Below are 13,759 nucleotides of genomic sequence, written 5' to 3' on the forward strand. Positions count from 1 at the left end.
CTGATCAGCAAGTTGTTTTCTTTTATGCATAGATGATCTAATTTAATCATGTATACAACGTTTTATGAAACTTAAAATGTTTTATATAGTATATAATTTATATGGGAGATATAAATTAGACTATTAATGAGATTTAATTATAGCTTATTAAAATATTATTATATAACTTAAATAAGCTATGTTTTTATTATAAAATAAAGGATAATAATTGTCAACAAATATATAATATTGATACTCGAAAAAATTTACACTAACATAAGTTCATTATATAATTAAACTAAGAGTTTACAAAATAAAGGAGTAATAGAATATATGTTAGATATTTTGTTAATTGAAGATGATAGTGTATTATGCAAAGAATTAAAAATGTTTCTAGAAAAATGGGGGTATAATGTAGGAGATATTAAAGAGTTTGAAAATATTTTACAAGAGTTTGTTAATATGAATCCTAAACTTATAATTATGGATATTAATTTACCTTTTTATGATGGCTTTTATTGGTGTAAAAAATAAGAGATATATCTAAAGTTCCTATAATATTTCTATCATCTAGAGATTCTAATATGGATTTAATGATGGGGATAAATAATGGTGGTGATGATTATATACAAAAACCTTTTTCAACGGATGTTTTAATATCTAAAATACATGCAGTTATGAGAAGAAGTTATGATTATGGCAATATAGGTAACAATATTATATGTTGTGGAGAAATTTATTTAGATGTGGAAAAAGGACAACTTATATATAAGGATAATAAACTTGATTTAACTAAAAATGAGATTAAAATACTAGCTGTTCTTATGAAAAATAAAGGGAAAATTGTACCTAGAAATAAACTTATGATTACTTTATGGGAAGATGATGAGTTTGTAAATGATAATGCTTTAACTGTAAACATTAACAGAATAAGAAATAGGTTCAAAGAAATAGGTATAGAAGATTTTATAAAAACTAAGAAAGGTATAGGATATATAATTCAGTGAATATAAAAGTATTTTTAAAAGAAAATTATCATGAACTAGTATTATCAATTCTTATGATAATTATTGTAAATGTATATTTAATATGTGAAGGAACTTTTTTAAAAGAGATTTTTTGATATTATTTATTTAAATTTTCTTATAATTATTATATATTTCATCTACTTGTATCTTCAATATACAAGATGGAAAGATAAATTTTTAAAAATATATATAAAACTATTAAAAAACGAAAAAATATATGTGGATTTAATAGAAAATAACAATTTTTATGATAGATTAATTAAAAAATTATAATAAATAAGGAAAATGAGGCAACTTTAGAATATGAATTGTTAATGGAAAAGTTGGTAGAAATAGATGAATACATTTGTAGGTCTGTACATGAACTTAAAATACCCATAGCTACTTTAAATATGATGGTTGATAGAGTTGAAGATTTAAAAGTTGGTAATGAACTTAAGAGTGAAGTGGAAAAAGTTAGGCTTTTAACAAATTCAATGTTGTATGGTAGTAGGTCTACCTGTCTTTTTGAAGACTTATTTATAAAAGAAGAAAATTTAGATAAGTTAATAAAGAAATCTATAAAAAACAATTCATTCTTTCTTATAGAAAATAATATTAATGTAGATTTAAAAAATTTAAACTATATAATAAACACAGATAGTAAGTGGATATGTTATGTTTTAGATCAAATTATAAGCAATAGCATAAAGTATTCAAAGGCTAATAGTACTATAGAATTTTATGCTATAGAAACTGAAAAAATGGTAATTTTACATATTAAGGACAATGGTATTGGGATAGAAAAACAAGATTTACAAAGAATTTTTAATAAAGGATTTACTGGATGCAATGGAAGAAATAAATTATATAAGTCTACAGGTATGGGTCTTTATTTTTCTAAAAAAGTGTTGAATAGTTTAGGACATGATATACAGGTAGATTCTATAAAAAATGAATATTGTGATTTTAAAATTTACTTTCCAAAAATATCAGATTATCTTAATGTTACAAAAAAGTAATATTAACTTATGAAAAGTAATGTTAAGAGAGAGAACTCAGAGGAGAAAAGCGTTAACATATTATTAGAGAGTATGTTTAATTAATATACTTAAGATAATTTTGGAGGTATAAATATGGATGAAATATTACAAGTGAAAAATGTAAGCAAAGAATATGGTATTAGAGGGTTTAGAACAAAAGTTTTAGAAAATATTAATTTAAATGTTAAAAAAGGAGATTTTATTGCAATAATGGGTCCTTCTGGTGCAGGAAAAACAACTCTTTTAAATCTCATGTCAACTTTGGATAATCCAAGTAAAGGGGAAATAGTATTAGATGGTATAAAAATAACAAAAACAAAAAATAAAGATTTATCAAAAATAAGACGAGATAAGATAGGTTTTATATTTCAAGATTATAATCTTCTTGATAATATGAGCTTAATGGATAATATAGCACTGCCTTTAGCTTTAGAAAGGGTTAATTCTTTAGAGATAGAAAAAAGGGTTTTAAAAATGGCTTCTATATTTGGTATTGAAGATCATTTAAAAAAATATCCTTGTGAACTTTCAGGAGGTCAAAAACAAAGGGGGTCAGCAGCTAGAGCATTAATTAAAAATCCATCAGTAGTATTTGCTGATGAACCTACAGGTGCATTAGATTCTAGAGCTTCATCAGATTTATTACAATGTTTAAGTGAAATAAATACTAAAGAAAAATCAACTATTATAATGGTAACCCATGATCCATTAACTGCAAGTTATGCAAAAGAAATATATATGCTTAATGATGGAAAAGTAAGTTGTAGGTTAAGTAGTGATGGAAATAGAAAAAACTTCTATGGAAAAATAATAGATATGTTAGCATCTGTAGGAGGACAAGTATAATGGGGATATTTGCTATAGCTTTTAGTAATTTTAAAAATAATTTAAAAGTATATACCATGTATTTCATATCTATGGTTTTTTCTATGATTATTTTGTTTAATTTTGAAAATTTAATATATGGTGACCTTATAAAAAAATTGGATGATATGAATGCGGAATATTGTAGTGGAATAATAAGAGTAATAACTATAATTTTAATAATTTTTATGTGTTTTTATATTTGGTATTCAAGTAATACTTTCTTAATAAAAAGAAAAAAGGAAATTGGAATATATGTATTTATGGGGTTAGATTTACCAACTATAGGGAAAATGTATTTTCTAGAAAATATATTAATAGGTATATTTTCAGCTTTCATTGGAAGTGGAATGGGTATAATTTTTTCAAAGCTTTTTCAAACCATAATTTTAAAAATTTCAGACTATAATATAAAAAGTTCTTTTGAAATTAATCTTAAAGCTCTTATTATTAGTATTTTGATATTTATTATTATATTTTCTATAGTTACAGTGATGGGATTTGTTAATATTAGCATGAGTAAAATTGTAGATTTATTAAAAGCAACTAAAAAACAAGATGTTATACCGAAAATAAGTATTTTATCTTATATATTAGGGATTATATATATAAGTATCATAGGTATGGGATATTATTTATCAACTAAGGATATGTCACAAAATATATTCTATATGGTTATAAGTTTGATTTTAATTATAATTGGAACTTATGGATTTTTTAAAACTTTTGTAGTAGTATTTTTAAATTTTTTAATAAAGCGAAAATCTGTATTATATAATGGTGAAAATATAATAACAATAAATAATATAAGCTATAGATTAAGAAAAAATTATAAAGTATATGCTATAGTAACTATAATATTAGCGTCAACGATTATATCATTAGCTACAGCAGTTTCTATGAAATTAACCTATAAATCCGTAGAAGATAAATCCAATGTATATACTTTTTCATTTATATCTCAAAACAATATAAATGAAAATATAATAATAGATATGATAGAAAATAAAAACATAGACTATGATTTAACAGCTAATATGGTTCATATAGATAAAGGAGTAAGTAGTAATGATAGTTCTATTGGTAATGATGCTGTTATTGTTAAATATGATGAGGCTATAAAAATATTAAAAAAAGCAAAAGAAGAAACATTAGTTGAAGAACTTAAAGAAAATAATCTTAAAAATAATGAGTTTATAAAAATACAGAGAAATATACTTGGGTCAATCAAAAAATATGAAGATAATAAAATTAATATAGACAATAAAGAATATAATATTATAAAAACTTTTAATTGTAAGTTTGTAAGTTTAGATGTAATATTTTTTATAGTTGGTAATGAACAGTATGATGTATTAAAAGAAAAGGGAACTAACGTTAATTTTTATGGAGCAAAACTTAAAGATGAATCAAATGCAGAAGTTTTATATAGTAAATTAATTTCTAATATAGATAAAACTACAATAGGTTATACTTATTTAAAAACTATGAAAAGTTTAAGATGGTTAAATTTTGTTTATGGAATAGGTGGATTACTTTTTTTAGTATTTATTTTAGCAACAGGAAGTATATTATATATGAAAGTATATAATGATGCTACTGAAGATAAGGAAAAGTATGATATATTGCTTAAAATAGGTACAGAGAAAAAGCTTATAAAAAAAGCTATATCAAAGGAAGTTATTATAACATATACTATGCCTTTAATATTAGCTTCAATTCATAGCTATTTTGCAATAAAAATGTTAAGTAAAATGTTAAAACAAATAAATCTTACTGATATTTATATAATAAGTATAGTAATATCGACTATATTATTTTCATTATTATGTACTTTATCTATAAAATCATTTAAAAAAATAATTAATATATAAACTAAAAAGTTGCATATCTATTTTTAGATAAGCAACTTTTTTAAAAGAATTATTTGTTAAAATATCTATTTAGTAAGCCATTAAAAGCAGCGCCATGTCTAGCTTCATCTTTACACATTTCATGAACAGTATCATGTATTGCATCTAAGTTTAATTTTTTAGCAAGAGTAGCTAAATCTTTTTTGCCTTGACAAGCACCGTGTTCAGCATCAACTCTAGCTTGTAAATTAGTTTTAGTATCGGCTACAACAACTTCACCTAAAATTTCTGCAAATTTAGCAGCGTGCTCAGCTTCTTCAAATGCGATTCGTCTATAAGCTTCAGCAACTTCAGGATAACCTTCTCTATCAGCTTGACGGCTCATAGCAAGATACATTCCAACTTCAGTACATTCACCTATAAAGTTAGCTCTTAAACCTTCTACAACCTCAGGATCTATATCTTTAGCAATTCCAATTCTATGCTCATCAGCGAAAGATAAACTATCGCTTTTTTCTACAAATTTATCAGCACCTACTCCACAAACAGGGCAAACCTCTGGTGCGCTATCTCCCTCATGAATATATCCACATACTGTACAAACAAATTTTTTCATAAATAACATCCTCCTAAATTTTAACAATAATATTAATAAAATTTTTATTTATATATTTTAATATTTTTAATGTCCTTCTCTATATTTTTATTATACAATATAGAATAACAATTGTCAACGGATAATTATTATTAATTATAAAATAAATATAAAGTTTATTTTATATATGTATAATGATATAATTAAGTATATAAAATTTAGAATATTTAGAAAATATTTAGGAGGACCTTTATGAAGAAATACTATGAAAAACAATTAAATGAAATTGAAAGTATAGTTGAAAAAGTTAATTATTTTAGTTATATTAGTGGATTAGCTTACTGGGATATGGCTGTTAATATGCCAAAAGAAGCAGGAAAATCTAGAGGAGAGACTTTAGGATTTTTATCATCAGAATTGTACAAGTTAATTACTAATGATAGAACTTATAATTTATTATGTGAACTTGAAGATATTTCTGATTTAACTTTAGAAGAGGCAGCAATGATTAAAAATTTGAAAGAAGAAAGCGATAAAACTAAAAAATACCAGAAGATATCTATAAAAATTTTTCCATAGATGCAGCTAAATCAGGAATGGCATGGGAAGAAGCAAAGTCTAAAAATGATTTTTCAATTTTTATGCCACATCTTGAAAAAATGGTTGATTATAAAAGGAAATTTGCAAATTTCTATGGTTATGAAAAACATCCATATGATGCATTATTAAATGAATATGAGATGGGCATGACTGTTGAAAAATTAGATAAAGTATTTGCATCTTTAAGAGATGAAATAGTAAATATTTTATCAAAGGTTAGAGAGTCTAAAGTTAGTATAGATGAAAATATATTAGAAGGAAAATTTAGCATAGAAAAACAAAAAGAACTTGAGAAATATGTGTTAGATTTAATTGGATATGATTATAAGCATAGAGGTAGAATAGATAGTTCAGAACATCCATTTACAACTAATTTTGGAAACAAAGATGTAAGAATAACTAACCATTATCATGAAAATAATTTTTATAGTGCAATGTACAGTGCTATACATGAAGGTGGACATGCTATTTATGAACAACAAATTAATGATGATTTAGAAAAGTATGGACTTCAAAGTGGAGTATCAATGGGGATACATGAATCTCAATCAAGATTTTATGAAAATATTATAGGAAAAAGTAAGTCATTTTTAAAGTTAGTTTATCCAAAAGTCCAAGAAATTTTTGAAGAATTTAGAAGTGTACCTTTTAAAAATTTTTATAAAGTATTTAATATAGCTTGTCCGTCATTAATAAGAACAGAAGCAGATGAATTAACTTATAGCCTTCATGTAATTATAAGATATGAAATAGAGAAAGAGCTTATAAAAGGGGAGATTGAGGTTAAAGATTTAAAAGAGATTTGGAATAACAAATATGAAGAATATTTAGGTGTTAGACCACAAAACGATAGTGAAGGGATACTTCAAGATATGCACTGGTCTGATGGTGGATTTGGATACTTCCCAAGTTATGCTTTAGGTAATATTTATGGTGCACAATTTTTAAATTCTGCATTAAAAGATATGCCAAATCTTTATAGTGAAATAGAAAAAGGAAATTTAAATGACATAAAGGTATGGTTAAAAGAAAATATACATCAATATGGCAAGCTTTATGAGCCTGCAGAGTTGCTTAAAAAAGTAACTGGTGAAGAATTAGATAGTAAATACTTTGTAGAATATTTAAGAAATAAATTCAAAGATGTATATGAATTTTAATTAATTTTTAATATTAATCTCAATTTTCCCAAGTCAATTGGGGGAATATATGAAAAATAAAAAACAAAAAATAATTATTTAAATATGTTAAAACTTTGTAGTGAATTTAAAATTAGAGCAATATTTTTATCAATAGCATTAATCGGAACTAGTTTTTTATCATCTTATCCTATTAAGTATATAGAAAAAATTATTAATATTTGTAGTAGTAGTAAAAGTGGTAATATGGAAGTGTTTATAAAAGGTGGTTTAATATATCTTATACTTCAGATTTTAAATGTTATATTTAGAGCTTTATTTGAATATCTCAATGCAGATTTAGAATCAAAATTAGGGCATAAAATAAGGATAATATTATTTGAAAAGCTTGAAAAAATGCCTTTTAAGTTTTATGAAAGTAATAATAAAAGTGAAATTATAATGCGGTTAGTACAAGATAGTAGCGTAACTGTTGATGGTATTTTACAACCACTAACTTTTATTATAAAAAACATTCTTACCTTTACTTTAGGGTTTATTTATATGTATTCAATAGATAAGACTTTAACCTTAATTATGATTCCAATAGGCCTTATTATTTCAATATTTGTTTTAAAAACTGGCCCTAAGATATCAAAACTTTCTTATGATGAAAGAGAATCAAATTCTAAACTTTGGAATGGATTTTCAGAGGCTTTAAATGGAATAAGAGAAATAAAAGTTAACTGTCAAGAGAAAAGAATACTAAAGGATGTAGAAAGAAGCAGTGATAATACAAGAAAAGTTATAATGAACTTGAAAAAGTATACTATAAAGGTTGGAAATATAAATAGTGCTATAGTTATGACTATTATTGCTCTTATTATGATTTTAGGTGGATACAAAGTTATACAGGGGACTCTATCTATAGGTGGGCTTACAGCTATTATGATGTACAATGGATTACTTATAGATCCAATTGTTGACTTCTTTAATCTTTTTCAACAAATGCAAAAGGTTTTTGTAAGTTGTGATAAGATATTTTTAGTTTTAAATCATAGTGAAGAACCAATAAATTTTAAAACTTTAAAAGATAGTTTTAATGAGAATATAAAAATTGATAGATTATACTTTAAATATATAAATGATGATAGTGGATTTTGTAATTTAAACAGTATATCCCTTCAAATTAATAAAGGTGATAAAGTTGCGCTAGTAGGGTATAGTGGTAGTGGAAAAAGTACTTTGTGCAAAATATTAGTAAAACTTTACGATGATTTTGAAGGAAATGCAAGTATAGATGGAATTTCTTTAAAAGATATAAACAATGAAAATATAAGAAATATAATAGGAATAGTTTTTCAAGATACGTTCTTATTTTCAGGTACATTAGAGGATAACTTAAAATTTGCAAAACCTAATGTTTCAGAAGAAGAACTTAAAAATGCGCTTGAGATGTCAGGAGTTAGTTTATTTTTAGAAAATTTACCTAATGGATTAAATACTATAATTGGAGAAAATGGTTTTAACCTTTCTGGTGGAGAAAAGCAAAGAGTTTCTATATGTAGAACTATTTTAAAAGATCCACAAATAATAATATTAGATGAGAGCACTTCTGCATTAGATGCAATAACTACTTCTATAGTTATGAAAAACTTGCTTGAACTGTTTAAATATAAAACTGTAATCTTTACAGCGCATAAGCTTAGTAACATAGCTAATGTATGTAATAAAATTTATGTGTTTGACAAGGGAAGTATAGTAGAGTATGGAGATCATAATAAGCTTATTAAGAAGGATGGATTATATAAAAAGATGTATAATGCATATGAATAAGTATAAAACATTATATTGAATATAATTAAGTAAAAATGGTATCACAATCATGATACCATTTTTAGGTGAGAAATTTATTATTTATTGAAGTATCTATTTAATAAGCCATTAAAAGCGGCTCCGTGTCTAGCTTCATCTTTACACATTTCATGAACAGTATCATGTATTGCATCTAAATTTAATTTTTTAGCAAGAGTAGCTAAATCTTTTTTGCCTTGGCAAGCACCTTGTTCAGCGTCAACTCTAGCTTGTAAATTAGCTTTAGTATCAGCTACAACAACTTCACCTAAAATTTCTGCAAATTTAGCAGCGTGTTCAGCTTCTTCAAAAGCGATTCGTTTGTAAGCTTCAGCAACTTCAGGGTAACCTTCTCTATCAGCTTGACGGCTCATAGCAATATACATTCCAATCTCAGTACATTCACCTATAAAGTTAGCTCTTAAACCTTCTACAACCTCAGGATCTATATCTTTAACAATTCCAATTCTATGCTCATCAGCGAAAGATAAGCTATCACTTTTTTCTACAAATTTATCAGCACCTACTCCGCAAACAGGACAAACTTCTGGTGCGCTATCTCCCTCATGAATATATCCACATACTGTACAAACAAATTTTTTCATAAATAACATCCTCCTTAAAATTACCATACAAAATAGTATAATCAATACCTACACAATATATAACAGTTTTATTATGGAGTTTCCAATTTATATCTAAAAATTATTGGATTTGAAATTTGGATACTCAAAATAGTGAAACATGCTCAAATATATTTAGAATTTAATATTAAATTTTGTATAAAAACAGTTTAAATTTATTGAGCTTGTTTTATATAATTTTAATTTCATTTATCTTATGTGTTTATTATAAAACATAAAATATTAATTGTCAACAAATAATTATTATTAATTATATTTTCAGGATTAATATGTAAATCTTAGATAATACTAAGGATCTAAGTTGAATAAACATTATTTTTAATTTACAATATAAGTATATTATAGGAAAAATATACTTATAGGGGATGAGTTTTTGGAATTTTTAAAAACTGAATATTTAACTAAAAGTTATGGGTTTAAGGAAATGGAAATTAAAGCTTTAAAACCTATGGATTGTATTCCTATACTTTCTATAGAAGAAAATATTAAATTACCAATTTTAATGGACAAAAAAAGTTGATGAAGATTATTTTAATGAAATAATGGAAACTTTAGGACTTACCGATAGAAAAAGACATCTTGCTGGAGAAGTATCAGGAGGACAACAACAAAGAGCATCAATAGCACGTGCATTAATTACAAAGCCTTCAATAATATTTGCATATGAACCTACTGAAAATTTAGATAGTAAAAATAGTAAAGAAGTAATGGATTTACTTGCAATGTCAATTATGATAACACATAATCCTAAAATAGCAGATAGAATAATAACTATATCTGATGGTGAGATAAGTGGTGATAGGAGGACTCGTTAATGAAAAGTTTTTGGGGGCTTATTCCACGTAATATACTTAAATATAAAAAGAGAACTGTTCTTATGGGAGTGAGTATTGTCTTAGCTATTGCACTTATAACTTCTTTAAGTTTAGTAAGTGATGGAATGATTAAAAATAATTTTAAGAATGCTATAAAAGATGGTGGCGGAAATTATGATATAAGACTGTATAGTAATGATTACTCTAATATTAAGCAAACTAGAACTGATGAGTTATTTAATAAGGTCACAATAGTAAGTGATGTAGGAATGTATAATATCCCTAATTCTAAATATAAAATAGATATAAAAGCTTATGATGATAATTCAAAGGATATTTTAAACTTTAATCTTATAAAGGGTGAATATCCTAAAAATGAGAATGAAGTAGCACTTGAAGATTGGATTTTAGAAAAACTTCCTAAAAAATATAATATAGGAGATAAAATTAAATTTGAATATGAAGTTAATTATTTAAATGGTAGAACATTAAAAAGTGAAAAAATTGAAAAAGAATTTATTTTATCAGGTATATTTAGTTTTGATATATTAGGAAAAGACACAAGCAAAATAGGTAAAGCTTATGTTAATGAAGAATATTTTTTGAAAAATTTAAAAAAATATAATTTACAAAAGGTATCATATGTAAGTTTAAAAGATAAATATACTATAGATGATGCACTAATTATCTTAGGATTAACAACATCATATAAAGATATTATGTATGAACCTAATTATAGTAAAGTGGATATGATAAAAACTATAAGTTTATTGAATAAAATTTTTAATATATTGTTTATATTTATAGCAATAGTAGCAGGTATAGTTATTTATAATATTTTTAATATAATGGTTACAGAAAGAACAAAAGAATTTGGCATTTTTAGAGCCTTAGGATGTTCTCCACAGCAAATTAAATCCTTAGTAATTTTGGAAAGTATATTTATAGGAATTATATTTATACCTATAGGAATGATTATAGGATCTACTTTTTCTAAGATTTTTATAAATGAAATATATAGTATAAAAAATATATTGTACATTCCACTTAAAGGTGTAAAAGTAGATTTAATAATTGGATTTTTAACAATAATATTAGGTGCATATTTCCCAGCAAGAAAGGCAGCAAAAATATCTCCAATGGAAGCAATTTCATCTAATAATAACTTAAGTCTCAAAGGACATAAGTTAAAAGCTTCCCTTCAATCTGAAAAGGATAAATCTATAAGAAAAAATTTCTCATTTGAAATGAATATGGCGTATTTAAATATTATAAGAAATAAAAAAAGATTTATAACTACAGTTATTTCTTTAAACATTATAATTATAATGTTATTTTCAGCCAATTTCTTAATAGATACTATGAATTCTATTACTCTATTTAAAAGAAATTTTAAATATGACTTTGTTTTAAGTTCATTTGAAATAGAAAAACCTACAAATGGAATAGATGAGCATATAATAAATAGTCTTTCTGAAATTGAAGGTATAAAAGAAATTAATAAAAGTAAAGATATATCTTCACACTTAAAAGTGTTCAAAGATGCTGTTACTACTAAAGGATTTAAATATTTAAAATCCCAGTGTAATAATAATGAATTAGAATTAAAAAAATTAGAAGAAGGTAATTACAGTTTTCCAACATATCCAATATCATATGATGATAAAGAATTAGAAAATCTTACTTCAATAATAGAAAGTAAAAAATAGATATAAAGGATATGAAAGAAAATCCTTCAATTGTTATAGCTCAAAATGTAAATGGAAATAAATATACAATAATTGAAGAAGGAGATCTAGTAGATTTAAATATAGCTAAATATAATAATAATGGTGAATTAATAGGGGAAGATAGTAAAACTTTTGAAGTAGCAGCTACAGTAAAAGGTAAATTCTTAAGTAACAAAGAGGGAAATAAGGATATAGTACCTATAATGAGCAATAAGTGTTTTGAAAAGTTTTTAAATATACCTAATTATTCAAAGGTCTGTATAAAGATTGATAATAAGGCGGATTATGAAAAAATAAAGAATGATATAAAATTAGTAATAAAGGATTATAAAGATATAGTATTAAAAGATTATAAAAGTGAATTAGAGTTAAATAAAAAGATAAGTAAGAATTTAATTATAACTTTATATGGCTTTATAGGCATTATTTCTTTAGTTAGTATAATTAACCTTATAAACGTTATGAATATGAGTATTCTTTTAAGGAAAAAGGATATAAGTATGTTAAGGGCAATTGGATTTAGTAATAAGCAAGTCAGAAATATGATACTTTCAGAAGGATTTTTCTATGGGATTTTTTCTGGGGGATTAGGGTGTGCTCTAGGTACAATGATAAGCTTTTTAATATATTTATTAACAAAATCAAATATAGGGTATCAAATATATTGGAGTTTTCCTTTAATTAATATTTTTATAGTTTTGATATCTACAATTATTATATGTATAGTTGCATCATTGATACCAGCAAGAAATTTATTTAAAGAAAGCATAGTTGACTCAATAAAAAGTATAGAATAATATTTTAAAAGCATATTAAAAAAGACAGGTTTTAAAAGCCTGTCTTTTAAAATTTCACATATATAACTTATTTAGAAAAATACTTATTTTATAATTCTTGAAAATAAATAATATTTATTCTTAAACATATACAAAGGGTTATAATTGTTTTACAAACATTTCTGCCCAAGAACCATCGTTTATTTTATATATTTTTAGTGAGTTGAATCCATACTTTACTAAGAGTTTTTTAGATACTACATTATTAGGATCTGTTATTGCTATGACTCGCTTAATGTTTTTTCTTTGCCTAGCCATATCTATTAAATTACCTACAATTTTAGTACCATATTCTTTACCCCAATACTGTGGAAACAACATATATTCAATTTCTAATTCACTAGAACTATCATTTGCATTTATTCCAGCTATTCCAATAAAAGTATTTGAATTTGTATCAAAAACCTTAAAATATCCTAAATATTGACTTTTGAGGTTTATTTCCAACATACAATCAAATAATTGTTTTGCTTCTCTAAGTGTAAACACTCTACCATAGTTCATTACCATTGCTTTTTCGTTTGAAACTAACTTCCAATAATCTAAAAAGTCTTTTTCAGAAAGATATTTTTTAAAATAAATATTATCATTCATATTTAACCTCCACATAAGTAAAATTCTGAGTTAATCTTATAATAATATTATGCCATAAACTGGATAATCATATAAGACTATTATTTTTATGTATAACCAATTATTACAAAAGGAGATGTATGCAAACATATCAATAACTGGTTAATGTTTACAAAAGGGTTTGCAAGTAATAAAATATTACATGTAAATCCTAATTTTATGTAAAATACTATGCATTTTGTATAAAA

11 protein-coding genes and 2 pseudogenes are annotated in these 13,759 nt (G+C 24.4%); 10 read left to right on the forward strand and 3 right to left on the reverse strand.

All coding sequences use genetic code 11. The annotated features are described in order from the left end of the window. Positions 1 to 312 precede the first annotated feature (312 nt). The 4 genes and pseudogenes from CSGHG_RS21015 to CSGHG_RS14915 all read left to right on the forward strand — a co-directional run bounded on the left by CSGHG_RS21015 (position 313) and on the right by CSGHG_RS14915 (position 4,767). A pseudogene (locus CSGHG_RS21015) lies at positions 313 to 986 on the forward strand (response regulator transcription factor). A gap of 335 nt (positions 987 to 1,321) precedes the next feature. Next, complete coding sequence (locus tag CSGHG_RS21020; protein ID WP_235700160.1) at positions 1,322 to 2,008, forward strand: ATP-binding protein; 687 nt, start codon at positions 1,322 to 1,324, stop codon at positions 2,006 to 2,008. 114 nt (positions 2,009 to 2,122) lie between these two features. After that, the gene (locus tag CSGHG_RS14910) at positions 2,123 to 2,875 is read left to right on the forward strand and encodes an ABC transporter ATP-binding protein (RefSeq protein WP_010296919.1); all 753 of its coding nucleotides are present in this window, start codon (positions 2,123 to 2,125) and stop codon (positions 2,873 to 2,875) included. Next, positions 2,875 to 4,767: an FtsX-like permease family protein gene (locus tag CSGHG_RS14915; RefSeq protein ID WP_010296922.1), complete on the forward strand. Its 1,893-nt coding sequence runs from the start codon at positions 2,875 to 2,877 to the stop codon at positions 4,765 to 4,767. The genes CSGHG_RS14910 and CSGHG_RS14915 overlap by 1 nt, the downstream gene beginning before the upstream one ends. Positions 4,768 to 4,816: 49 nt before the next feature. Here CSGHG_RS14915 and CSGHG_RS14920 read toward each other — a convergent pair whose 3' ends face one another. Beyond that, positions 4,817 to 5,362: an NADH peroxidase gene (locus tag CSGHG_RS14920; RefSeq protein WP_010296925.1), complete on the reverse strand. Its 546-nt coding sequence runs from the start codon at positions 5,360 to 5,362 to the stop codon at positions 4,817 to 4,819. A 231-nt stretch (positions 5,363 to 5,593) separates the two neighbouring features. On the opposite strand from CSGHG_RS14920, the pseudogene CSGHG_RS21025 reads away from it, so the two are divergent. Together CSGHG_RS21025 and CSGHG_RS14930 are read left to right on the forward strand one after the other, a co-directional pair. Beyond that, positions 5,594 to 7,101, forward strand: a pseudogene (locus tag CSGHG_RS21025) (carboxypeptidase M32). Between the two features lie 84 nt (positions 7,102 to 7,185). Beyond that, positions 7,186 to 8,895 (forward strand): ABC transporter ATP-binding protein, encoded by a 1,710-nt coding sequence (locus tag CSGHG_RS14930; protein WP_010296935.1) that lies wholly within the window; start codon positions 7,186 to 7,188, stop codon positions 8,893 to 8,895. Between the two features lie 77 nt (positions 8,896 to 8,972). Here the strand turns inward: CSGHG_RS14930 and CSGHG_RS14935 are convergent, their stop codons facing one another. Further along, a complete protein-coding gene (locus CSGHG_RS14935; RefSeq protein WP_010296937.1) occupies positions 8,973 to 9,518 on the reverse strand; it encodes an NADH peroxidase in 546 nt (181 codons plus the stop codon). 412 nt (positions 9,519 to 9,930) lie between these two features. Here CSGHG_RS14935 and CSGHG_RS24915 point away from each other — a divergent pair, with 412 nt between their 5' ends. The 4 genes from CSGHG_RS24915 to CSGHG_RS14950 are packed head-to-tail and all read left to right on the forward strand — an operon-like array spanning position 9,931 to position 12,899. Continuing rightward, positions 9,931 to 10,077, forward strand: a complete 147-nt coding sequence (locus tag CSGHG_RS24915; protein WP_328284742.1) for a hypothetical protein — start codon at positions 9,931 to 9,933, stop codon at positions 10,075 to 10,077. A gap of 22 nt (positions 10,078 to 10,099) precedes the next feature. Next, on the forward strand, positions 10,100 to 10,372 hold the full coding sequence (locus CSGHG_RS22815) for an ATP-binding cassette domain-containing protein (protein WP_010296940.1): 273 nt from the start codon (positions 10,100 to 10,102) through the stop codon (positions 10,370 to 10,372). Next, the gene (locus CSGHG_RS14945) at positions 10,372 to 12,081 is read left to right on the forward strand and encodes an ABC transporter permease (RefSeq protein WP_010296941.1); all 1,710 of its coding nucleotides are present in this window, start codon (positions 10,372 to 10,374) and stop codon (positions 12,079 to 12,081) included. Before CSGHG_RS22815 ends, CSGHG_RS14945 begins: the two co-directional genes overlap by 1 nt. Positions 12,082 to 12,092: 11 nt before the next feature. Then, positions 12,093 to 12,899 (forward strand): ABC transporter permease, encoded by an 807-nt coding sequence (locus CSGHG_RS14950; protein ID WP_010296945.1) that lies wholly within the window; start codon positions 12,093 to 12,095, stop codon positions 12,897 to 12,899. A gap of 138 nt (positions 12,900 to 13,037) precedes the next feature. Here the strand turns inward: CSGHG_RS14950 and CSGHG_RS14955 are convergent, their stop codons facing one another. Next, positions 13,038 to 13,532, reverse strand: coding sequence for a GNAT family N-acetyltransferase (locus CSGHG_RS14955; RefSeq protein WP_010296947.1), 495 nt, complete (start codon positions 13,530 to 13,532; stop codon positions 13,038 to 13,040). Positions 13,533 to 13,759: the final 227 nt, after the last annotated feature.

The sequence above is a fragment of the Clostridium senegalense JC122 genome (genome assembly GCF_000285575.1).
In the GTDB taxonomy this organism is placed as follows: Bacteria; Bacillota; Clostridia; order Clostridiales; family Clostridiaceae; genus Clostridium_J; species Clostridium_J senegalense.

Excerpts from the sequence above, each read along its gene's own strand:
- CSGHG_RS14935 (WP_010296937.1), bottom strand. The coding sequence starts at position 9,518 with ATGAAAAAATTTGTTTGTACAGTATGTGGATATATTCATGAGGGAGAT.
- CSGHG_RS14945 (WP_010296941.1), top strand. The coding sequence starts at position 10,372 with ATGAAAAGTTTTTGGGGGCTTATTCCACGTAATATACTTAAATATAAA.
- CSGHG_RS14950 (WP_010296945.1), top strand. The coding sequence starts at position 12,093 with ATGAAAGAAAATCCTTCAATTGTTATAGCTCAAAATGTAAATGGAAAT.
- CSGHG_RS21020 (WP_235700160.1), top strand. The coding sequence starts at position 1,322 with ATGGAAAAGTTGGTAGAAATAGATGAATACATTTGTAGGTCTGTACAT.
- CSGHG_RS22815 (WP_010296940.1), top strand. The coding sequence starts at position 10,100 with ATGGAAACTTTAGGACTTACCGATAGAAAAAGACATCTTGCTGGAGAA.
- CSGHG_RS14955 (WP_010296947.1), bottom strand. The coding sequence starts at position 13,532 with ATGAATGATAATATTTATTTTAAAAAATATCTTTCTGAAAAAGACTTT.
- CSGHG_RS14930 (WP_010296935.1), top strand. The coding sequence starts at position 7,186 with ATGTTAAAACTTTGTAGTGAATTTAAAATTAGAGCAATATTTTTATCA.
- CSGHG_RS14920 (WP_010296925.1), bottom strand. The coding sequence starts at position 5,362 with ATGAAAAAATTTGTTTGTACAGTATGTGGATATATTCATGAGGGAGAT.
- CSGHG_RS14915 (WP_010296922.1), top strand. The coding sequence starts at position 2,875 with ATGGGGATATTTGCTATAGCTTTTAGTAATTTTAAAAATAATTTAAAA.
- CSGHG_RS14910 (WP_010296919.1), top strand. The coding sequence starts at position 2,123 with ATGGATGAAATATTACAAGTGAAAAATGTAAGCAAAGAATATGGTATT.